At 47.2% G+C, this 24,018-nt stretch carries 12 protein-coding genes; 6 read left to right on the forward strand and 6 right to left on the reverse strand.

What is annotated here, in order from left to right; all coding sequences use genetic code 11:
- The first annotated feature begins 203 nt into the window (after positions 1–203).
- The 6 genes from A8O23_RS02090 (at position 204) to A8O23_RS02115 (ending at position 11,512) form a co-directional block, all read left to right on the forward strand.
- Entirely contained in the window at positions 204–2,819 is a 2,616-nt protein-coding gene (locus A8O23_RS02090; protein ID WP_239693311.1) for an alpha-L-rhamnosidase-related protein, read from the forward strand.
- 137 nt (positions 2,820–2,956) lie between these two features.
- Positions 2,957–4,849: a glycoside hydrolase family 13 protein gene (locus A8O23_RS02095; RefSeq protein ID WP_153042046.1), complete on the forward strand. Its 1,893-nt coding sequence runs from the start codon at positions 2,957–2,959 to the stop codon at positions 4,847–4,849.
- A gap of 47 nt (positions 4,850–4,896) precedes the next feature.
- The gene (gene pgmB / locus A8O23_RS02100; RefSeq protein WP_066615976.1) at positions 4,897–5,556 is read left to right on the forward strand and encodes a beta-phosphoglucomutase; all 660 of its coding nucleotides are present in this window, start codon (positions 4,897–4,899) and stop codon (positions 5,554–5,556) included.
- Between the two features lie 101 nt (positions 5,557–5,657).
- Positions 5,658–7,976 carry a glycoside hydrolase family 65 protein gene (locus A8O23_RS02105; protein WP_066615978.1) on the forward strand — a complete coding sequence of 773 codons (2,319 nt, stop codon included), beginning with the start codon at positions 5,658–5,660 and terminating at the stop codon, positions 7,974–7,976.
- A 349-nt stretch (positions 7,977–8,325) separates the two neighbouring features.
- Positions 8,326–10,083 carry an alpha-amylase family glycosyl hydrolase gene (locus A8O23_RS02110; protein ID WP_066616904.1) on the forward strand — a complete coding sequence of 586 codons (1,758 nt, stop codon included), beginning with the start codon at positions 8,326–8,328 and terminating at the stop codon, positions 10,081–10,083.
- Positions 10,084–10,186: 103 nt separating this feature from the next.
- A complete protein-coding gene (locus A8O23_RS02115; protein ID WP_066615979.1) occupies positions 10,187–11,512 on the forward strand; it encodes an MFS transporter in 1,326 nt (441 codons plus the stop codon).
- An 88-nt stretch (positions 11,513–11,600) separates the two neighbouring features.
- On the opposite strand, the gene A8O23_RS02120 is transcribed toward A8O23_RS02115, so the two are convergent.
- The 6 genes from A8O23_RS02120 to A8O23_RS02145 all read right to left on the reverse strand — a co-directional run bounded on the left by A8O23_RS02120 (position 11,601) and on the right by A8O23_RS02145 (position 23,892).
- On the reverse strand, positions 11,601–13,745 hold the full coding sequence (locus A8O23_RS02120; RefSeq protein WP_066615980.1) for a glycoside hydrolase family 97 protein: 2,145 nt from the start codon (positions 13,743–13,745) through the stop codon (positions 11,601–11,603).
- An 87-nt stretch (positions 13,746–13,832) separates the two neighbouring features.
- Positions 13,833–15,392, reverse strand: coding sequence for an alpha-amylase family glycosyl hydrolase (locus A8O23_RS02125; protein WP_066615981.1), 1,560 nt, complete (start codon positions 15,390–15,392; stop codon positions 13,833–13,835).
- Positions 15,393–15,492: 100 nt separating this feature from the next.
- Positions 15,493–17,739: an alpha-amylase family glycosyl hydrolase gene (locus A8O23_RS02130; protein WP_066615982.1), complete on the reverse strand. Its 2,247-nt coding sequence runs from the start codon at positions 17,737–17,739 to the stop codon at positions 15,493–15,495.
- A 377-nt stretch (positions 17,740–18,116) separates the two neighbouring features.
- Positions 18,117–19,232: a SusE domain-containing protein gene (locus A8O23_RS02135; RefSeq protein ID WP_074988295.1), complete on the reverse strand. Its 1,116-nt coding sequence runs from the start codon at positions 19,230–19,232 to the stop codon at positions 18,117–18,119.
- A gap of 23 nt (positions 19,233–19,255) precedes the next feature.
- Complete coding sequence (locus A8O23_RS02140) at positions 19,256–20,848, reverse strand: RagB/SusD family nutrient uptake outer membrane protein (protein WP_066615984.1); 1,593 nt, start codon at positions 20,846–20,848, stop codon at positions 19,256–19,258.
- A 17-nt stretch (positions 20,849–20,865) separates the two neighbouring features.
- Positions 20,866–23,892 (reverse strand): SusC/RagA family TonB-linked outer membrane protein, encoded by a 3,027-nt coding sequence (locus A8O23_RS02145; RefSeq protein WP_082882861.1) that lies wholly within the window; start codon positions 23,890–23,892, stop codon positions 20,866–20,868.
- Positions 23,893–24,018: the final 126 nt, after the last annotated feature.

Here is a 24,018-nt window from a genome sequence, read left to right on the forward strand (position 1 = left end):
TTAGCAGCAAAAAATTAGGGAAATCGATTTCGTAATCAAAAAAAGTCGTATTTTCGACTTTGATTTTACAAAAATAACAATCTCCCGAACACCGTCAACCATAAGAGAGACAGGTAATGAATAGAAGCTCGGTGTACTTTGCGCTTATCTGCTGGATGTTTTTCACTTGCTGTAAATCTTCCACTTCAAATAAAAATGAAGCTATGTACACTTCTGATGCTTTTCAACTTTTTCATAACCGTGTAGTGCAGGGCAATTTTGTAGCCGAGGCACTTTCACCTACCCACCTGCGCTCTTCTTACCAAAGCCCAGCTAATCAAACTTTTAGCCGACTTTTAGAGTACAAATTCAGCCTGAACGGCAAAGACAATGAGTTGCCCATGGGTGTAAATCACCGCTTGGTGCTACAACCTGAACAAGGAAAGATAGAAACGCCTGTGGTAGTTTTTGGCAAAGCAACCGGACAGAACATCACCAAGGCACCAGATGATTTTTTGGAGCCCAATGTAGAGGTTACCTTTCGGGTAGACCTCAGGCCCGTATTGCAAGCATTTGAGAAAGAAGGTTACTACACCGCTTTCAATGGGGAGAAACTTTACGAAACCGATTTCAAGGGTGTATTTATTGCCGGAGGTTCTGAGCCACTCACCTGGGATTTTGAGAACCTGCCCAACCGGCAACACCTACAGCTCACTGACTCTGACAAAGACGGTATTTACACCGTCACGCTCACTTTCAACGCCTACAACCCAGAGAATTTCACCGCTTCTGAATGGAAACTGGAACGTGATCTGAGCAAACTGCCGCAGTATAGCTCAGATCAGGTGCTGCTAGATGCTTTATATAATATGTCACTGGAGGAAATGCTGCTCGACATCAGGCCGGACAGCACCTTTATGGCCGGTGAAAAATGGGACGGCGTCTGGACCCGCGATATTTCCTATAGTATCCTGCTTTCCCTGGCAGCAATTGAGCCTCAGCTCTGCCTGAACAGTTTAAGGCGAAAAGTAAAAGACGGGAGAATTGTACAAGATACCGGTACTGGTGGCTCCTGGCCAATCTCATCAGACCGTACTACCTGGGCACTGGCCGCCTGGGAAGTATACAAAGTTACCGGTGATAAGGAGTGGCTTCGGGAAGCGTACTCTATAATTAAAAAAACAGCTGAGGAAGATTTAGCCACTGTGGTAGACCACGGCACTGGTTTGTTTAGAGGAGAATCATCTTTTCTGGATTGGCGCAAGCAAACCTACCCTGCCTGGATGGAACCAGTGGATATCTACTTGTCGCTGAATTTGGGCACCAATGTCGTTCACTACCAGACGTACCAGATACTAGCGCAAATGGCAGAACTGCTGGAAGAGCCTGCAAATGTGTACCGTCAAACAGCAGAGCACATTAACAAGGGGATCAATCAGCTCCTGTGGGTGCCAGAGAAGAAGTATTACGGGCAGTTTTTATACGGAAGGCAGAACCTTACCCTCTCCCCACGTTCTGAAGCGTTAGGTGAAGCTTTAGCTATTCTATTTAATGTGGCGAATAAGGAGCGAAAAGAGGAGGTGTTGGCAAACTCTCCGCAGACACCGTTTGGCACTCCTTCCATTTACCCGTACATCCCCGAGATTCCGCCCTACCACAACAACAGCATGTGGCCCTTTGTGCAGGCGTATTGGACCTGGGCCGCCGCTCAGGAAGGACATACCCAGGTAGTGAGCCAGAGCATGGCGGCCCTGTACAGAGCTGCTGCACTCTTTCTCACAAACAAAGAGAATCTGGTAGCCGAAACCGGTGACTATAAAGGAACCGAGATAAACTCTGACCGCCAGCTCTGGAGCGTGGCAGGCAACTTAGCCATGGTGTACCGGGTGTTCTTCGGGATGCAGTATGAACAAAACAAGCTGGTTTTCAACCCAGTGGTGCCGGAGTCATACGCCGGTAACAAAAAACTTCAGAATTTCCCTTACCGGAATGCCACCCTTACATTGGAGCTTGAAGGCTACGGTACCAAGCTGGAAAAAATCTATTTAGACGGTAAATCACTGGCTAAAGCTGAAATTCCGGCTAACCTGACCGGACATCATACTCTCAAAATGGTACTGGCCAATGACAAAGGAGTTACCACTGCCCCTAATTTGGTACAGAACGCCTTCAGCCCTATTACGCCTGTGGTTACTTACACCAACGGCACGCTCAATTGGTCGCCTGTGAAAGGAGCTGCTAGTTACAACGTGTATCGTAACGGAAAGGCAGTTTCTAAAGTGACAACTAACTCATTCAAAGTAGCTGTTCCAGCCAAAGGGACGGAGGAATACCAGATAAGCACCATCGGCTCAGAAAATTCAGAATCGTTCCTGAGTGAGCCTGTTTTAGTAACAGCTCCTACCTCAGTACAACTAATAGAATCAGAAGTTGCAGGTAACAGCAAAGCGCACAATGCCGCTGGCTTTACTGGCTCGGGTTATATCCAGATTGCGAAAGGCAGCCCTACTCCTATCTCTTGGAAAGTGTCAGCACCGCAAGATGGTCTGTATTCCGTTGACTTCCGGTACGCAAACGGCAATGGCCCTATCAATACAGATAACAAGGCGGCTATCAGAACTCTTACCTTAGACAAACAACGGGTAGGTGCCGTGGTATTTCCGCAAAGAGGCTTTGAGGAATGGTCTAACTGGGGCTATAGCAACCATTGGCAAGTATACCTGACGAAAGGGGAACATACGTTTTCGCTCAGTTTTGAACCATCAGACGAAAACATGAACGGTGAAATAAACGAGGCTCTACTGGATCACTTAAGATTGATTTATATAAAAGAGAAATAGCTGAATGACGTTTTGGGCCTGTTTTTGAAAAATGAGGCCCAAAACAGCCTGTACAGAGCTGAAACAAAAAGCATTGGCACAGGAATCAAAAAGAGGAACCAATTTTAACTTCCTCTACCAGACCAGATAAAAGGAAAATGATGAGACAACAGACAATAAACAAACTTTTCCTGTTTCTATGCTTTTGGGCGATTGCCTTTCAGGGGTCGGCGCAAAAGGTAAAAGATGCGGTAACCAGAGTAAACCCTACATTCTGGTGGGTGGGCATGAAAGACCAGAACCTGCAGTTGTTGGTGTATGGCCCTAACGCGGGAGCTTATTCTTACTCGGTAGATTACCCTGGCGTGTCCATGGTGAAAGAACACAAGGTAGAGAACCTTAATTATGCTTTTCTGGACCTGAGCATTGCCCCCGACACCAAACCCGGTTCCTTCACCATCAGGGGGAAAAATGGCCGAAAGAAGCTGGATTATAAATACGAACTGAAGGCGCGTACCCAGGAAACCAAAGCCCAAGGCGTAGATGCCTCAGACTTCATTTATTTGGTACTGCCCGACCGTTTCGCCAATGCTGATCCGAAGAACGACAAGTTCAAAGACATGGCCGATCCAAATGCTGACCGTAGCAATCCGTTTTACCGGCACGGCGGAGATATTCAGGGCATTCAGAACCAACTAGATTACTTTCAGGAGTTAGGGGTAACGGCGCTTTGGCTCAACCCAGTCATTGAAAACAACCAGCCCCTCACCGACGAAGGCGGAGCCATGCGCAGCGCCTACCACGGCTATGCCTTCACTGATCATTACAACGTTGACCGTCGGTTAGGCGGAAACGAGGCTTACAAGAAACTGATTGAGGCGGCTCACGCCCGAGGCTTGAAAATAGTGCAGGATGCCGTGTACAATCATGTGGGAATCAACCATTGGTTTATTAAAGACATGCCTTCCAAAGATTGGGTGCACCAGTGGCCGTCCTACACCAACACCTCGCATAAGTTCCAGGCAATAATGGACCCGCATGCCGCACAGAAAGACATTTATGTCATGATGAACGGCTGGTTCGTGCCCCACATGCCCGACCTGAACCATGACAATCCGTTTGTGGCAAAATTCCTGATTCAGCACGCCCTGTGGACGGTAGAGTACTTCGGCATTGACGCCTGGCGCATTGACACCTACATGTACAATGAACTGGAGTTCATCAACCGCTGCAACCAGGCGCTACTGAACGAATACCCTAACATCCACATTTTCGGGGAATCATGGGTGAACAACGTTCCCTCGCAGGCCTATTTCGTGCGCAACAATCTGAATGTACCTTACAAGAGCAACCAGCCCGGCACTTTGGATTTTGTGCTTTGGACGGCCATGAACGATGCCCTGAACCAGAAGTTTGGTTGGGATGAAGGCGTAAGCAAAGTGCATCAGGTGCTGGCTCAGGATTTCGTGTATGAAGACCCCATGAAACTGGTGAACTTCCTGGACAACCACGACATGAACCGTTACTTCTCCGTCATCGGCGAAGACTTTGACAAGTATAAGATTGGCCTCACCTGGCTCCTGACCACCCGCGGGATTCCCTCCCTCTACTACGGCACTGAGATTCTCATGAAGAATTTCAAAGACCCGTCAGACGCCGAGGTGCGCAAAGATTTCCCGGGCGGCTTCCCGGGAGACAAGGATAATAAATTCACCGCCGCAGGTCGTACAGAGCGTGAAAACGAGGCCTTTGATTTTGTCAAGAAACTGGCGAACTACCGCAAGAACACGCCTGCGCTGCATTCAGGAAAACTAACGCAGTTTGTGCCGCAGGAAGGTATATACGTGTACTTCCGGCACGACCAAACCAAGACCATTATGGTGGCCACCAACAGCAACGAGAAAGAAACAGACCTGAAAACGGAACGGTATGCGGAGCGTCTACAAGACTTCACCAAAGCACGAAATGTCTTAACAGATCAAATCATTAACAGCCTAAACAGCATAAAAATACCGGCTAAAACTGCGCTGGTATTGGAGCTGCAGAAGTAACCTATTTTGAACCTGATTTCGCAAAAACAGCGGAAAAACACAACCATATGAGCACAATCAAAGCATGCCTTTTCGATTTAGACGGAGTACTGGTAGACACGGCGGTTTACCATTTTAAAGCGTGGCATCAACTGGCCCAAACGATGGGGATTGAATTTACCGAGCACGATAACGAACGCTTGAAGGGCGTCAGCCGGGTAAGATCACTGGAGATCATACTGGAGATTGGCGGCAAAACCATGGCGCAAGAGCAGATGCTGGCCCTTTGTGAGCAAAAGAACAAAGAGTATCTGGAGGATGTGGCTAAAATGACCCCAGAGGAGATACTTCCCGGCGTAGTTGATTTCCTGAAAGCTTTGAAAGCAGAAGGATATAAAATAGCCTTAGGATCTGCCAGCAAAAACGCCCAACTCATTCTGGAACGCACAGAGCTTCTGCCCTACTTTGATGCCATTATTGACGGCAGGCACGTGGTAAACGGGAAACCAGACCCAGAAGTATTCTTAAAAGGCGCTGAAGCATTGGGTGTGCAGCCGCAGGAATGTTTGGTTTTTGAAGATGCCGTGGCCGGTGTAGAAGCTGCCAAAAACGGTGGCATGCGTTGCGTAGGGGTAGGTCAGCCAGACGTGCTTTCTCAGGCGGATGTGGTGGTAAAGGACCTGACGGAGATGAGCATCTCGCGCCTGAAAGAATTGGAACAAATCTAGTCAGGCGTTTTTCACCTCTTTTTCAGAAAACAGCCCAAAACCAGAGAGTGTATTAATTGAAAAAATCTAGATACTAATATCTAGCTTCTAATAGCTAAAAAATGAAACAATACCTGACCGTAGATGAGTGGTCTATCATTGAAGAAGGCTTCCATCCGAAATACAACCAAATATCAGAAAGTGTGTTCAGCTTGGGCAACGGCCGCATGGGCCAGCGTGCCAACTTTGAAGAGGCATTTTCAGGCGAAACCCTGCAAGGAAATTACGTGGCCGGAGTTTATTACCCAGACAAAACCCGCGTGGGCTGGTGGAAAAACGGCTATCCAGAATATTTCGCCAAAGTACTCAACGCCGCCAACTGGATCGGGATTGACGTGAAAGTTGAAGGCGAAACACTAGACTTGCACAAGTGCCAGGTCCTGGACTTCCGCCGGGAATTGAACATGCGCGAAGGGTGGCTGGAACGAACTTATACCGCCTTACTGCCAACCGGACAGCAGGTGCGCGTGAAGTCTAAAAGGTTTACCAGCATTGTAGATGATGAAGTGGGTGTTATCCAATACAGCATCACCCCTATCAACTTCAGCGGTACCCTTACCCTCACTCCTTACATTGACGCCGATATCAAAAACGCCGACTCTAACTATAATGAGAAGTTCTGGAATGAAGTGCATCAGGAGGCGTTAGCTACAGAGGGGTATGTAGTGGCCGAAACCAAAAAGACATTTTTCCATGTCTGCACGGGGCAAAAAATTGTAGTCACGCAAAATGGTCAGCCAGTAGAGGTAAAAGCAAAACCTACTCAAAAGGCTAAGTACATTGCCTCTACATTTGATTTGGCAGTAGAGCAAGATCAGGAAACGGTGCTATACAAGTACGCCGCCAACCTGTCTTCACAGAACCATGCAAAAGAAGATTTGTTGGCCAATACAAAAAAAGTAGTAGCCGCCGCCGCCCAAAAAGGTTTTGAGCAGATGCTGCAGCAACAAGCACAAGCCTGGGCAGCCAAGTGGGAAGAAAGTGATATTGTCATTGAAGGCGATGCCGCCGCGCAGCAAGGTATCCGTTTCAACATCTTCCAACTAAACCAAACCTACACCGGCGAAGACGAGCGCCTGAACATTGGCCCTAAAGGCTTTACCGGTGAGAAATACGGCGGAACTACGTACTGGGACACGGAAGCTTATTGTTTGCCGTTCTACTTGGCGACCGCAGATCCGCAAATACCCCGCAACCTGCTCATTTACCGCTACAAGCACCTGCAAAAGGCCATTGAGAATGCTGAAAAGCTGGGCTTTACCGGCGGCGCGGCCTTGTACCCAATGGTGACCATGAACGGTGAAGAGTGCCACAACGAGTGGGAAATAACCTTTGAGGAAATTCACCGCAACGGCGCTATCGCCCACGCCATTCATGACTACATCCGCTATACCGGTGACGATAGCTATCTGCAGGAATATGGCATAGAAGTGCTGGTGGGCATTTCCCGTTTCTGGGCGCAACGAGTGAATTGGTCAGCGGCTAAAAATCAGTACGTGATGCTGGGCGTTACCGGTCCTAATGAGTACGAGAACAACGTAAATAACAACTGGTACACCAGCACCATTGCCACTTGGACGCTGGAATACACGATCAAAGCCCTGCAGCACGTGCAGGCTAATTGGCCGGAGCGGTACCAGGAACTGGTGCAAAAGCTAAACCTTCAGGTTGAAAAGGAAACAGGTCAGTGGCAGCACGTGATTGACCATATGTACTACCCTGAGGATAAAGAACTGGGTATTTTCCTGCAACAAGATGGCTTCTTAGACAAAGAGCAAACACTGGTAAAAGACCTGCCGGAGAGTGAGCGGCCGTTAAACCAGAAATGGTCATGGGACCGAATTCTTCGTTCGGTGTTCATCAAGCAGGCGGATGTGCTGCAAGGCATTTACCTGTTTGAGGACCGCTATGACCTAGACACCATCCGGAGAAACTATGATTTCTATGAGCCGAGAACGGTACATGAGTCCTCTCTCTCGCCGTGTGTGCACTCTATTCTGGCAGCAAAATTAGGGGATGAGGAACGGGCGTATGAGTTCTATCTCCGCACCGCCCGCTTGGACCTGGACGACTACAATAACGACACCGAAGACGGTTGCCACATCACCAGTATGGCCGGCACCTGGATGAGCGTGGTTCAAGGGTTTGGAGGAATGCGGGTGCGTGATAACCAGCTGCACTTCAATCCGTTCATCCCCGCCGGCTGGAGTTCTTATTCATTTAAAATCCGCTTCAGAGGCCACTTGCTCAACATCAAGGTGACGAAAGAAAACGTTCAAATCGAGAACCAACATACCAACGCCATTACCTTGAATGTGTTCGGGCAACCGCAAACCATTGAGGCCAATGCCAAAGGAGAATTTGCGCACCAGTTGGTGTAGAGCCACTCCCACGGTAAGACATTCTGCCTCCGTGTTTTAGGGCTGTTTTTCAGAAAGCAAGTCCAAAACACCAATTTTTCTGGCGTAAGTGTCCGCTTGTGTCCTCAAGTGTTTCAGATTCACAAGGCGTGCGGACACAAGCGGACGCTTGCGCCAGAAATTTATATATACAGCACATAACTCTACCATAGATAGGTGCTACTTGATACGAAAGACACAAATCATGCTACAAACAAAGTCTTCCAGCCTCTCGTTTTCCTTTGCGTTGCTTGCTGTCTTGGCCAGTGCCTGTACCTCCACTGCGCCTAGCCAAACCGACAGCCAGCCCACCTCTAATTCGGCTACCGTTATGACCACTACTGCGCCAGACCCCAACACCACCGAGGAAGAACCACAGGACAACAAGTTCGTCATTTACCAGATGATGACCCGCCTGTTCGGGAACAAGAAAACGCAGAACAAAACCTACGGCACCCTAGAGGAAAACGGTGTGGGCAAGTTCAATGACATCACGGACAAGGCGCTGCAGGAAATCAAAAAGCTAGGGGTAACGCACGTGTGGTACACTGGTATCATTGAACACGCCACCATGACGGACTACTCAAAATTCGGAATTCACTTAGACGATGCCGACGTGGTGAAAGGACGGGCTGGTTCACCGTATGCCATCAAAGATTACTATGACGTGAACCCAGACCTGGCCGTAGACGTGCGAAAAAGAATGGCAGAGTTTGAGGCTTTGGTTCAGCGCACACACACTAATGACTTAAAGGTTCTTATTGACTTTGTGCCTAATCATGTAGCCCGTTACTATCAATCAGATGCCAAACCTTCGAGTATAGAAGACTTTGGCAATCAAGACGATAAAACGGTTTCATTCAAGCCTAACAATAACTTTTATTACATACCCGGCCAAACCTTACAAGTTCCGGTCACTTACAATCCGTTGAGCGATAAGCACCGAGGTCCCAATGAGAACAGCAAGTTTGATGAAACACCGGCCAAGGTAACTGGTAATGATGTCTTCAGCGCTACGCCAAGTGAGAACGACTGGTTTGAGACGGTAAAGCTGAATTACGGAGTAGACATCCAGAACAACCGTACCAAGCACTTCTCACCTACTCCAGATACCTGGTTGAAGATGCGCGACATTCTGTTATACTGGGCAGGCAAAGGCGTGGATGGCTTCCGGTGCGACATGGCTGAAATGGTACCGGTGGAGTTCTGGGCTTGGGTTATACCGCAGGTAAAGGAAAAGTACCCAAACCTGGTGTTCATTGCCGAAATATACAACCCCGCCGAGTACAACAATTACATCCACACTGGCCGCTTTGATTACCTCTATGACAAAGTAGGTTTGTATGATGCCCTGCGCCGCCTAATGGAAAACAGAGGACAGGGCAATACCGCTGAAATCACCAAAGTTTGGCACCAGGAAAGCCGCGGCATCTCCAACCACATGCTCCGGTTTCTGGAGAATCATGATGAACAGCGCGTTGCTTCACAGGAATTTGCCGGCACTCCTTGGGCCGCTGTGCCAGCCATGACCGTGAGCGCCACCCTTGGTACCGGTCCAATTCTCATTTACTTTAGTCAGGAAGTAGGCGAACCCGGCAAAGGCCACGAAGGTTTCCAAGGAGAAGACGGGCGAACCACCATCTTTGACTACTGGGGTGTTCCGGCGCACCAAGCCTGGATGAACGACGGCAAATTTGATGGCGGAAAGCTGAATGAAGACCAGCAGCGGTTACGTGAATTTTACAGCAAATTGCTTAATATCAGCCTGAGCCGTAATTCCATTCGGAAAGGAAAATTCTATGCCCTCACCGCACAGGAAGGCTCTGCTCCGGCGGGCGTGTATGCCTACCTAAGGTATACGGAGAACGAGCGGGCATTGGTGCTGGTGAACTTTAACCGTGAAACCGCCAACTATGGCCTTACCTTACCACCGGCTGCCCTGGCAGCTATGGGTCTTGACGGCAAAGGCACGTTTATTCTTCAGGATTTGCTGACGGATATGCCGCCACTGTTCTTCCAGCCTGCTGTAAAAACCAGCATCACACTTGCTCCCATGAGCGCGCATGTGTTCCTGCTTCAGAATAAGTAGCATACTTAGCAGGCTCTGAACATTGTGCTTTTCAAGCTCTGTTTTCGGCCTGTTTTCTTAAAACTAGCTCCAAAACAAACTATCACCTCAAACCAAACTGCCCATGGCACAAACAATACAGACGCCCGTTAAACCGCGTCTATCTTTCTGGCAAATCTGGAACATGAGTTTCGGGTTTCTAGGAATACAGTTCGGATTTGCGTTGCAGAACGCCAACGTGAGCCGGATTTTCGAAACTTTAGGCGGTACTGAAATAGCGCTGTACTGGCTGGCCGCCCCCGTAACCGGACTGGTGGTGCAGCCTATCGTCGGGTACCTGAGCGACCGTACCTGGAGCCCGAAGTACGGACGGCGCAAACCGTTCTTCATGATTGGGGCCATTTTGGCTTCCATCTCACTGTTCATCATGCCTAATTCATCAGTGCTCTGGATGGCGGTGGGTATGCTCTGGATTTTAGATACTTCTATCAACGTATCCATGGAGCCGTTCCGAGCTTTGGTAGGGGACTTATTGCCGTCGGAACAGCGTACTACTGGTTTTGCCGCTCAAACTTTTTTTATTGGTGTGGGTGCGGTAGTTGCCTCTTCCCTTCCCTGGATTTTCAATAACTGGATTGGAGTTCCAAACACCGCACCGGCCGGTGAAATACCTCCTTCGGTGAAATGGGCTTTTTACTCTGGGGGCATTGTGTTCTTTCTAGCCGTGCTTTGGACGGTGCTTAAAACGAAAGAATATCCACCCGAGGATTTAGAGGAATTTGAGCGGGAAAAGAAAGAAACCACTTTCTGGCAAGGAGTGCTGGAAACCTTCTTCGGTATTTTCAAAATGCCGAAAACCATGCTGCAGCTGGCGTTGGTGCAGTTTTTCACCTGGTTTGCCCTGTTTGCCATGTGGATCTTTACTACTCCCGCCATTACAAGCCATGTGTACGGTACTTCAGACACTACCTCTAAACTGTACAACGAAGGCGCTGACTGGGTAGGAATTTGCTTTGCTGTTTACAATGGCGTATCTGCCGTTTTCGCGTTTGTGTTACCAGTACTGGCTAAGAAAACCAGCCGAAAGGTTACGCACCTCATTTGCCTTACCATTGGCGGTCTGGGCCTTATCTCTATATACTTTATCTCAGATCCTAACATGCTGGTGTTGTCTATGGTGGGCGTTGGTATTGCCTGGGCCAGTATTCTGACCATGCCTTACGCTATTCTGGCTGGTTCATTGCCCGCCAAACGGATGGGCTATTACATGGGTGTTTTCAACTTTTTCATTGTTATACCACAGATTGTAGCTGGCTCCCTGCTGGACTTCTTCAACAAGAACCTATTTGACGGCCAATCTATTTATGTACTGGTGTTAGGCGGCTGCTCCATGATTTTTGCAGGCTTGCTGACCTTAATGGTGCGTGATGTAGACGAGCATGTAGCTTAAATACCATGTACCTTTAAAACAGAAGAGCCCAAGGAAACTCCTTGGGCTCTTCTGTTTTTGACCTGTTTTTCTAAAAGTAGCTCTAAAACTACAGGCGCTTAAGTCCTTTGGTTTGGGCTTTGCTGGCTTCTTCAAAACTGATGGCATAACCGCCGCCCGGAGCCACAAATTGTGACAGCTTTGACTTGTTGTTCACCACTACCTTACGGATGGTGTAAGCCTGCGGGTTCGTATTATAGTGTGCATCTTTGGCATCGGCGTAAATGGTGGCGATATAGGTCTTGCCTTTGTCAAGGAAATCGAATCTGATGGAAGATGTTCTTGCGTTATTACCGCCTACGCTGCCTAGAAACCACTGGCCGGTCTTCTTCGCCTTGCGTGCCACAGTTACATATTCACCTGGTTCAGCCTCAAGGTACTTGCTATCGTCCCAATCAACGGCTACGTCTTTAATGAACTGGAATGCGTCAGGGAACCTTTCATAATGCTCTGGCAGGTCAGCCGCCATTTGCAGAGGGCTGTACATGGTCAGGTACAGTGCCAGTTGATTAGCCAGGGTGCTGTTCACATGAGAGGTGTTCTCCGGGTTCAGCTTACTGATGTCCATTTCAAAGATACCAGGCGTGTAGTCCATTGGTCCGCCTATGAGGCGTGTGAAAGGTATTACAGTCACGTGGTTTGGTTTTGAGCCTCCGAAAGCCTGGTATTCTGTACCCCTGGCTGATTCATTTCCAATCAAATTTGGCCAGGTACGGGCAAGTCCGGTTGGCCTAACAGCCTCATGCGCATTAACCATGATCTTATAATCGGCGGCTTTCTCTAAGGCATATTGGTAGTGGTTTACAATCCATTGGCTGTAATGGTTCTCTCCCCTTGGCAGTATATCGCCTACATACCCGCTTTTCACGGCGTCATAGCCGTTTGCTTTCATAAATTGGTAGGCGGTGTCCAAGTGGCGTTCATAGTTCCGAACCGAGGAAGAAGTCTCATGGTGCATCATCATTTTCACACCTTTAGATTCTGCATATTTCCCTATTTCCTTTACATCGAAATCTGGATAAGGCGTCACAAAATCAAACACATAGTCTTTGTGGTGGCCAAACCAGTCTTCCCAGCCCACGTTCCAACCTTCAACCAGCACTGCATCAAAGCCATGCTTGGCCGCAAAATCAATGTACTTTTTCACGTGCGCCGTGTTGGCGGCATGTTTGCCATTGGGCTTAGCTTTGGTATAGTCAGTTACTCCTAGCTGCACGCTTGGGAAATCATCTGTATAAGCCCAAGAGCTTTTACCGGTAATCATCTCCCACCAAACCCCAATGTATTTAGTTGGCGTGATCCAGGAGGTATTTTCAATTTTGCTCGGCTCGTTCAGGTTGTATGTCATCTTAGACGCCAGAATTTCACGGGCATCATCACTTACTATAACGGTGCGCCACGGTGTAGGGCGTGGAGCCTGCATATAGCCTTTGTCCCCCAGAGCATCGGGCGTGAGCCAAGACTCAAACACCATGTTTTGGTCATCCAGGTTCAGGTGCATGACCGGGTAGTTCACCAAAGCGGCCTCGTGCAGGTTAATGTACAGACCATCGGTTGATTTCATTATTAAAGATGTTTGCACGCCGGTTGGTGAGAAGGATGTCTGCGATACATTGGCCGTAATGGCTTTGGGCATCAGGCTTCTTATCTCTGATAGTTTAGAGGTGGTGAAGTCATACTCTTGGGTATCATAGTCGCCCGGTATCCAGAAGGCCTTGTGGTCACCGGCCATGGCAAACTGCGTTTTCTCCTCTTTTATGACAAAGTAGGTGAGGTTCTTCTGTTCTGGGAACTCATACCGGAAACCCAGACCATCATTGAACAGCCGAAACCGGAGCACCATTTGCCGGTCGGTTTCTTTTTGGTTCAGGGTCACCGCCAGTTCATTGTAGTGGTTACGAATGGTTTTCACTTCGCCCCAAACCGGAGTCCAAGTTTCATCAAAAGACGAAGTCTTGGTGTCTGTGACGGAGAAATCATTCAGCAGGGACTTTTTATCGTTTTTCAGTTCCAGCCCCAGCTTACTTGGTTTCACCACGCTTTTGCCTTTGTAGGAAAGGGCATAGGTCGGAACGCCTCCGTTCTGTAGCGTAAAGCGCAAGACCAGATTGCCGTTAGGTGACTTCAGCTCCTGCGCGGCAACAATACCACTGCAGGTCATTAGAAAGCTTATTATAAAAAAGAGTCTACTCATGTTTTTAGAATTTGAGGTTTGTGATTTGATTTAACAAATGCGTTTTGGAGCTGTTTTCTGAATAACAGCTCCAAAACAGATAACATTCTAATTCTTCTCCAGAATCAAGCTACTTGAGCCGGGTATTGTTACAGTGCCTTTGTTCACTTTGCCGCCTTTGGTTTTAAAATGAACACGGTTAAACTGTGTTGCTTCCTGTGGCAGATCTAGGGTTACTTCCTCTTTAGAAAGGTTGTGCAGTACCAGCAGGGTTTGGTCTTGGTGCTGCCGCAGAAAAGCGCTCACGTTTTTGGGTGCTACATTCAGGGGCACCAATTCACCATAGGTTAGGGCGGGGCTGTTGTTTCGCAACTTTACCAGCGTTTTGTAATGGTTGAACAACGAATTCTTGTCTTTTTGCTGGGCAGCAAGCGGAACAACTGTACTTTCTGTACTGTAGTTGGGTTGTACCCACGTTGTACGGCTTTTGTCTTTGGTTTTCATGTCCCACAAGAACGGCTCCCGAATGTACTCATCAGGCTTTTTACCGTTCATTCCAATTTCTTCGCCATAGTACAGGTAAGGTGAGCCCGGCAAAGTGAGCAAAAGAGCCGCCGCCATTTTGGCTTTTTTCATGTCACCATTGACAGCGCTCATGATCCGGTTCTGGTCATGGTTTGTCAAAAAGGTGGCATCAATGTAATCTGGGTTAACGCTTGCGTAGAAGTCTCTGATTTTCTTGTGGTTCTTTACCAGGTCTCCCGCCTGCTCTTCGTTTACCGCTTTGGTAATAGCATACCCCATGTCAAAGTTGAAAAGTGCGGGTAAGCCTTTCAGATAAGGCCCCACAATGTCGGCAGGCGCCCAAACCTCCCCTACCAGGTATACATCTTTCTTTGCTTTCTGCATCTCGTTCCGGAAATACACCCACCATTGGTGGTTATCTTGGGGTCGCTCATCGGGGAATATATGACGGGCTGCGTCCAGCCTAAACCCGTCTACGTCCATTTCTGTAAGCCAGTAACGGCCAATTTTAAATACCTCCTGCCGCAGCTTGGGACTGTCATAATTCAGATCGGGCATACCCCCGTAGAAATAGCCGTAGTAGAGGTAATCGCTATCCTTCACTTTGTGCCAATGCGTGGTGTTGTCAGAGTCGGCACCGGTAGGTTTCCCATCTTTCTGGGTCTGCGGATCGTCTTTATGGGTCCAGACGTAATATTCACGGTAGGGGCTATTCTCGTTTCTAACGGCTTCCTGAAACCACGGGTGACTGCTGGAGGAGTGGTTGATCACCAGGTCTATCACCACTTTAATATTGCGCTTATGTGCCTCACGGGTAAATTCTTTAAAATCTTCTATGGTGCCGTAGTCGGGGTGAATGCCGTAATAATCCGTAACATCATATTTATGGTAAGACGGCGAGGGGTTGATGGGCATCAGCCAAACGGCTTCCACGCCTAAATTCTTCAGGTAATCTAATTTAGAGGTCATGCCTTTGATATCCCCTATTCCGTCTCCGTTAGAATCGGCGAAGGATTGCACAAAGATTTCATAGGTAATACCGCGTGGCCATTGGCTTACATTGTTTTTCTGGTTTTGCGCAAATACTGCTGTTGCAGAGAAAATGCAAAGGGAGGCCAGGATTAGGAATGTATGTTTATTCATGTAGTTCAAATTGTGATGGTAAAAAGGCTTTCGTATCTAGCTTAGTGGACTAAATAACTGTACTTTCTGAACATAATAATTAATGTCAAGCTGTTTCAGATTAATGGTTCACCACTAACCTTTTCATGAATTGTTTTCCATGGTTTTGCACCTGAATAAAATATGTACCGTTCGCTAAATCACTAGTGTCTAGTAGAAAAGAGGAATCTGTAAACTCTGCCGTGTACAATACTTTACCAGTCAAGTCATAAACTTTTAGGCTATTCTTCTTTTTCCCTAAGGCTTCACCTGAAACAGTAACCATACCGGCAGCAGGATTAGGATAAACGTTGACTTCCAGAGCGTTTGCTTCTGGGTTGATGCCGGTAGTTGTAGCACTAGACAATTTCAAAATCCAGGTATGATCAGAACCCAGCGAAGCTCCGGCAAAGGAATGATGACTGAATCCGCCTTGTTCATTTATCGTGACAGTTCCCATGGGTTGGTTCGTGTAAAGTTCAGTGACAGCATAGTTTCCGGCTGGCAAAGAGGAAACAGCCACCGAGAAGGAAGGCGATGATAAAGCATCCGCGCCAAAGTTTGAAACCACCAGAACCGCCTCTTTCTCAAACACCCGCGCAAAGCTTAACACTGAAGCGTTACCAGCCGACACTTCCAGATGATACCCCTTTCTTAAAGCTGGCTGGGCATTACGTAGGGTAATTAGCTTTTTATAGTGACTTAAGAGAGATGCCGGATCTGCAGACATTACCTGCACATTATACTGAGTAGAGTTACTGTTTACGCTTCGCCAGGGAGTACCCGTTGTAAAGCCCGCCTTAACCTCAGGGTTCCACTGCATCGGTTTCCGCTTATCTTCATCTGCTCCAGAACCTAGCATGCCCACTTCCTCACCATAGTACAGGAAAGGAACACCAGGCATGGCGAGGTAAAGAGCCGCAGCTTGCTTCATGTGCTCCATGTTTCCGTATAACTCTCCCATTACCCTGTTCTGGTCATGGTTTGTCAGGAAAGTGGCGTACTGTAGTTTAGGGTAAAGGCGGTTTACAAGGTTCAACTGATTATTTAGGGCAGAAGGATTGTTGTTGCGCACCGAATTTATGATAGCCGAAGAAAGGTCAAATTCAAAAGCTAAATCCAAGCGGTCATTTTGCACATAAGGCACCACTGATGGTGTACTAGACCAGGCCTCGCCGACTGTAACAGCATTAGGGTTAGCCATTTTCACCACTTGGTTAAACTCTTCCAGTATTCGGAAATTCTCTTCGGTATTCTCTAACTGTGAGCCTGTTTCATCCAGATATTTTACAGCGTCTATGCGATAACCATCTACTCCTTTATTCAACCAGAAGCGGGTAATGTCCCACATAGAAGCTTTTAGTTCTGCATTTTCCCAGTTCAGGTCGGGCATGCCGCCCCAGAAAAGACCGTAGTAATATTTCCCGTTCCGGAGATGCCACACGTTCTGCCCCCAAGGCCCATTGTAACCAGGGTGGGTATCAGACCACCGGTACCAGTTGCGCTTTGGGTTGGTGAGGTTGCTCGCTGATTCTATAAACCAAGGATGCTGGTCAGAAGAGTGGTTCATGACAAAGTCAATAATCACTTTGATGCCCCTGGCATGTGCCGCCGCCAGAAAAGCCTCAAAATCAGCCATGGAACCGTAGTCGGGCTCAGTGGCGTAATAGTTCGTGACATCATAGCCATGGTAGCTCGGTGATTCTTTCATGGGCATCAGCCAGATACCAGTTATACCCAAATCGGTGGTAGTAGCGGGGTCACCATCGTTCAGGTAATCCAGCTTTTGCATCATTCCCTTAAAATCTCCCTGGCCGTCTCCGTTACTGTCATAAAAACTGCGCACAAAGATCTGGTAAAACACAGCATCGTTCCACCAGTGGGTGGCATAGTCAGTAGTGGGAGGTTCTGGGGTACCACCCTCACAAGACCCAAAACCATTGGCCGGAGTGGTAGTGGTAGAGGAAATTGCGTTTACAGTCCGGTTAATATTACCGCTGCCGTCGTTCACCCCGCATTCCGCAGGTACTAATTCAGCGCCTGCCCAGCTGTTCCCATTAACGAATTTATATTGGAAAAGCCCGCCAGTGGGCAAGGAAACCGTCACCTCATAAATTTTGTCGCCGTCTGGATCCGTTAACTGAGTTGTTCCTGGATTCCAGTTGGACCCGTAACCAGCTAGGTTTTGGAAATTTCCAGCCACGTGCACTCCGTTGGATGACACCGTCTGCCCCCGCATGTCTACCTTAAACGTGAGCTGAACCTGTTGGGCAAACAGATGGCTATTGAAAATCAGTAATAAGAGAATAGGTAAGAAAAAACGAATCATGTACTCTGATAAATACTTAAATGGAAGGGCATTTTATATTGTCCGTTGTTTGTCCTCCTTTTTATTTTACAAACAATATTTTTTGAGGTCATTGAATTACACCTAAAGCTTCTTTCAATTTAAACCTCCCCTCAGCTTACATCAATATCTAGCTGAAGAGAGGAAGCAAAGCCAAGTGCTGCTGATATGCCGTTTAATGGTCTCTGGTAAATACCCTATTAAGAAAATGAGAAAGGGGAACCATTGCCGTTGCTGGGTTCTTTTGGCCTAACTTAAATAACCTAAAAGAGCTGATAAAATTGGTGTATTCGATATTTGCAAACAAACCCGGCTGTTTTGGCCGGGTTTGTTTGCAATAGTTAAGCAACTAAAACAAGTTACTGTTTTATAAACACATAGTTGCCGGTAAGATCATTAAACTGCACATTGTAAGTACCAGCCGTCATTTGAATGTTGGCTGAACCAAAGTTTCCTTTACCATACCTTTTGGCAGGATCTACCCCAGCTCCCCAGTTGGTATTCCAGTCTTGGTTTACTCTGAATTTTACCTCTGAGTCATTTGCCAAGGTCAGGGTGCCATACCAAATGTGTGGGTTAAAGGTAGAGTTGGTCATCATAACATCTGGGTTATTTCCCCAGTCACTGAAGGCTCCTACTATACCAATGGAGTTGTAGGTGGGCGCTGTTGCTCCCTGCGGATAAGGCTCTACCGTAATTGTGTTAGTTCTTAAACTAACTCTAATGGTATAATACCCTTCTGAAGGAACAAGTCCAGAGAAGTTTGGTACATCAGGAGCACTTTCTTCAGGACGGAATGCCAGGTTCACGCTACCGTCGCTGTTAGCAGCCCCCATACCCCAAGCTGTATTCCAGTTTCCACGAAAAGCAAGCAACTTGAAGTCACCCGGTCTTAAGCGCGTGGTCAGGGTATACACAAATGGGTCTTCTTCATCGCGGAAGAACGGAACTGCTCTTGAAGCATCCCAATCATTCTCAGATGCGGCACCAACCAAGAAGATTACAGGCCACTCCGGTTCTGCCAGGTAAGGTGTTACGGTTACCTCTAAAGGAGCTGAAACAACTGGTTCATAAAAGTCACTTACGCTGGCTTTCAACCTTACTTCCATTACACCTGGTTGAAAACCAGGCAATCCTAAATTGTCGGCTATGTTATTTAGTTCAGATACCTTAAAGGTTCTCACCAGAGCATTTTCAACGTTTACCACTACTGGCTCGGCAAACTCACTACCCGCTACACCAAATTCAAGGGAATAATTTGGGGCCGCATTGAATCCGAAATTAGGCCTTGTCCAGGTGAAGGTGATGGCATCTTTGTCTTTATCTTCCACCGTAAGCACCAAATTAGACTGTGAGGCAGAAAGAATGCCTGGCTCACCTTCCTTGATGATGATTCTGTCTTCATCTTTCTCACAAGAACTCAAAGCCAGTGCAACGACAAAGAGGGATAATATCCTGTTTAAATATGTTTTCATATACATGATTTTTTTGCCGATGATTAATAACCTGTGTTCTGCTTTAGGTTCGGATTGGCAGCCAAGTCAGAAGCCGGGATTGGATACAACCTACGGTAATCTGCTACACCTCTACCAGCTGGTACGCCCCCTTTCCAAGCCCATAAGTAGTTACTGCTGGTAAACAGTCCATACCGGATTAAGTCAGTACGGCGGTGTCCTTCCCAGTGCAGTTCTCTGGCTCTCTCGTTCAAGATAAAATTAAGGGTTAACTGCGCATCAGAAATGCTCCCGGCACCGTTGAAGGCTCTGTTTCTTAGCATGTTTACATAACCCAAAGCAGTAGCTCTATCTCCACCGGTTCCACCTCTCAACACTGCTTCGGCATACATTAAATAGGCGTCAGCCAAACGGAAAAGTGGAAAGTCTGTGTCTGGGAAGTTCAAGCCTGGGTCTGAACCTGGTGCACCGGTAGAAGTAATGTTGGTGTATTTGTTTAGAGGGTAACCGTTAGCAAAATTACTGATGGCTTCAATCTCTTTCGTATGACCTTCAGTATGGTAAATGGCGCGTTCGTCAGATGTGTTGAACAAATCAATCACCTCTGGTGTAGCCCTTAAACCGCCCCATCCTCCGTTCATACCAAAAGCAGCCGCATTATGCTCAGGCCCCAGTGAGGCATGAATCAGGAAAGTAGTTCCTCCCCATGAGGTGGTTCTTCTGCCGTCAAAGGCTACCGGTAAGATTATTTCCTGAGGTACGCCACCAGTTGTACGCGCATATCTGTCGTTATCAGCCATGAACAATTCTGGATATTCTGGCGCGAGTGTATACCCTGCGTCAATTACTTTTTTGGAATAGGTAATGGCATCTGTGTAGCGAGCCTGCCCCGTGTAAACCTCTGCATTCAGGTACAGTTTGGCCAATACCATCCAGGCAGCGGCTTTGTCAGCTCGTGGGTATTCGTTCTGGCGCGCCGGAACCAACTCAGCTTCCACTGCCAACAGCTCAGACTCCACCCATGCGAATAATTCGGCGCGGGAAATCTGGGGAGGATTAAAAAAACCTATTGGGTCTGTCTCTGTCACAAAAGGTACGTTTCCATACAGATCAAGCGCATGCCAATAGGTCATGGCTCTTAAGAAACGGGCTTCGGCACGGTAATTTCTTGCCTCTTCCAGGTTAGCACCGGTAATACCGTTCTCAGCTAGTCTAGCGTCTGTAGTATTCCGGATAAACTCATTGGTCAGAGCAACCTGGTAGAATATACGATCATACATCATACGCACAGCCTCTGTGCCAGAATTCCAATTCATGTTATGAATAGGAAACACATCACTCCAGGCAATGACGGCTTCATCGGTAGATAGCTCCTGTAACGTCCAGTAGGCTCTGATGTAATTTGATTTTCCCTCGTCAAAACCAGAAAGGTCTGGGGCTCCGTCTGTTTTAAGACCAGTCAAAGCATATCCGCCGTATATCTTCGCCAATACAGATTTGTAGTTCGCAAAGTCTTTGTAGAGACTGGCAGATGTCACCTCGTATTGAGGTGCTAGATTAAGGTCATCGGTACAAGCGGTCATCGATAAAGCGATTCCCCCTGCCACTACCATTTTCTTTATAATATTACTTGTCATTTCTCTCTCTTTAAATTTTAGAAATCAAGGTTAGCGCCTAAGGAAAACACTCTGGCTCTAGGGTAAAGATTGTTATCTATACCACCGCCCACTTCTGGATCAAGACCCTCATACTTTGTGATGACAAAGGCGTTTTGCACAGTACCTGACAAACGAAGATTTACTCTGTCTCTGGCTATTTTTCCAAAATTGTAAGACAGGGTGATATTATCCATCCGCAGGAAAGAAGCGTTTTGGATATAGTAGTCAGACAAGAGGCGTGGCTGCTCTGCGCTTAAACCGGTAAAGTTTGTCTCCAGCACATTTCTAGACATGTTCGTCAGGAAATCGGTGCGGTTAATGTTCTGGTAAGTGCCGTTATTGGAGAACACGTTGTTATAAACGTAGTTTCCTAGGTTAGCCCGTAGCACAAAGTTCAGATTCCAGTTTTTAACGGTAAGGTCATTGCTGAAACCTAAGTATACGGGTGACATAGGTGCCTTATAACGGTAGAGGTCATTCTGGTTAATGATACCATCGTTGTTCAAATCAGCATACACACCTTCTACAGGCTTGCCTTCTTCGTTATACACCTGTTTGTATACATAGAAAGCAAATGGGGTATATCCCACCGTATGCACCTGAACAGTATTACCTGTACCGCCAGAGATACCACCTTGAGGGCTTCCTACGCTGTTTGTTTCGTCCACATTAGTCAGGCGGGTAATGGTGACATCTGTATAAGTACCATTTACGCTAAAGTTCCAGTTGACATTTTCAAGGTTAATTGGGTTGAAGTTCAACGTTACCTCAACCCCTTCAGACTCCAAGCTTCCAACGTTAGTGAAGAGTCTGTTAGATAGGTTAGAACCAGCCGCTGGAATGATAGTACCCAACAGGTCTTTGGTTTCTTTACGGTAATAATCAATGGTACCAGTAAACTTATCGTTGAACAAGCCGAAGTCTAATCCTACGTTGTACTGCTTGGTTTCTTCCCACTTAATATTTCTGTCATATTCGGCAGGACGTAGTGTGTTGTAGTATTGGTTCCCGAAAGGATACATGGCTGTGTTCTCACTGAAAGTATAGCGAGCCAGGTAAGGATAGCTTTGACCAAAGTCCTGCTGACCAGTTAAGCCATAACCCAATCTCAGTTTCAAGTCAGTGATGGCAGTGGCATTTCTCAAGAAACTTTCCTGATTAATTCTCCAGGCAAAGGCCAACGCTGGGAAAGTACCCCAACGGGTGTCTGGCGAGAATCTTGAAGAACCGTCTCTGCGGATATTGGCAGTTAATACGTAGCGGTCGTTAAAGGTATAGTTCACACGCCCAAAGAAGCCGATCAGTGCATTTTCAACTTCAAAAGGAAAAGGAGCAGCTTGGGTTAACTCTACCGTACCCGCTTCATTGAAGGTGGCAAAAGAAGGGCTGTAGGTTTTAAAATACTGGTAAGAATAGCCTACAGTAGCATCAACACGGCTTTTAAGTGCTGTAATTTCTTTTGCATAGTTGAAGTAGAAATCCATTAAGCGGCTGTCTCTCTCCTGCTCGTATTGGCTACGGCTACCTGCTGTTGAGAAACCTGAAGCCAACGTTGGCGCCACTACCACCCCGCCTTCGCTTCTGGAAAGGTCATAACCCACATTCAGGTTAGCCCGCAGATCTGGCAGGAAATGGAAGCGGTAATCTAACTGCATGCTTCCTATGCTTCTGAATACCTCACCCTGATCACGTCTTTGCTCCAGCATGCTCAAAGGGTTTCTTGGAGACAGCAGAAGCGGTCCGTTTGCATTGGCCCACTCATAATAGCCTCCAAAACGGGAATCGTCTGAATAAACAGGTTGAGTAGGGTCAAACGCTACCGCTGAACCAATTGCTCCCTCATCTGCAAATCTGCTTTTAGAGAGCGTTCCTCTAACATTCAGGTTCACGCGCAGGTGATCATCTAAAAAGCTTGGCGTCAGGTTTATAGCCGCAGAACTCCTTTTCAAGTGTCCTGTTTTCAACGTGCCCTGTTGATCTAAATATCCTAATGACACCCGGTATGGCAGGCTTTTCACTGAGCCACTGAACACAAGGTTATTGTCAATACCAAAAGCGTCTCTAAAAATCTGATCTTGCCAATTGGTCCTGGCATCTCCTAACAATGCTTCCTGGCTTGGCCCTTTTTCACGAAGCACCGCCTCACGAAACTCATCGGCAGAAAGAACATCTACCTGATCAGTTAATCTATAGATAGAGGCAATGGTGTTAAAATTCACCTTGAAAGGTGCATCAGCCAAACCCTTTTTAGTAGTGATGATGATTACCCCGTTAGATGCTCTGGAACCATAAATAGCAGTAGCAGACGCATCTTTCAAAATATTGAAAGATTCAATATCATTAGGGTTGATAAGACTAAGAGGGTTAGGTGAACCGGAGATTGTTCCGTTGTCAACCGGGACACCGTCAATCACTATCAATGGATCATTGCTTGCTCCCAAAGAAGATCCACCTCTGATCCGGATTGTGCTACCGGAGCCGGGGGCGCCACCATTTGAAGTAATTTGCACACCTGCCACTCTACCGGTAATTAATTGGTCCGGTGTGGTTACCTGACCACGGTTGAAGTTTTCTTCTGTTACAGTAGCGACAGAACCTGTTACATCTTCGCGCCGCTGGGTACCATACCCCACCACAACAATTTCTTCCAATGCCTTTGCATCTGTGGCCAAGGTTACATTTACATTAGATTGATTTCCCACAGAAACTTCTTGTGTAACATAACCTATGTAAGAAAGCACCAAAGTGCCGCCGCTGCCTGACACTGGTAAAGAGAATTGTCCATTAGCATCAGTAGCAGTGGCGGTGGTCGTTCCTTTTAGGGCGACCGTTACTCCTATCAGAGGTGCTCCATCACTACCTGTCACTACTCCAGTAACAGTTCTTTGTTGAGCGAAAGCCTGACCGGAGCCTACTGCTAATAAAGCTATAAACAGCATAGTCAGGTAAGCCATCTTCCTGTGCTGCCATAGAGTAAACCAACTGTTTAATGTTGGCTGCACTTTTGGTAATATGTTTGTCATAAAAGAAGGGTTAGGATTTGAAACTATAGAATAAAGGTGTAATTGACAGTTACACAAAAAGCTGATTATCAATGGAATTGATTTTCCAACTCATTTAGGAAATCGATTTCCTTAGCGATTTAAGGA

Origin of the sequence: Rufibacter roseus, from assembly GCF_001647285.1 — a bacterium.
Lineage (GTDB): Bacteria > Bacteroidota > Bacteroidia > Cytophagales > Hymenobacteraceae > Nibribacter > Nibribacter roseus.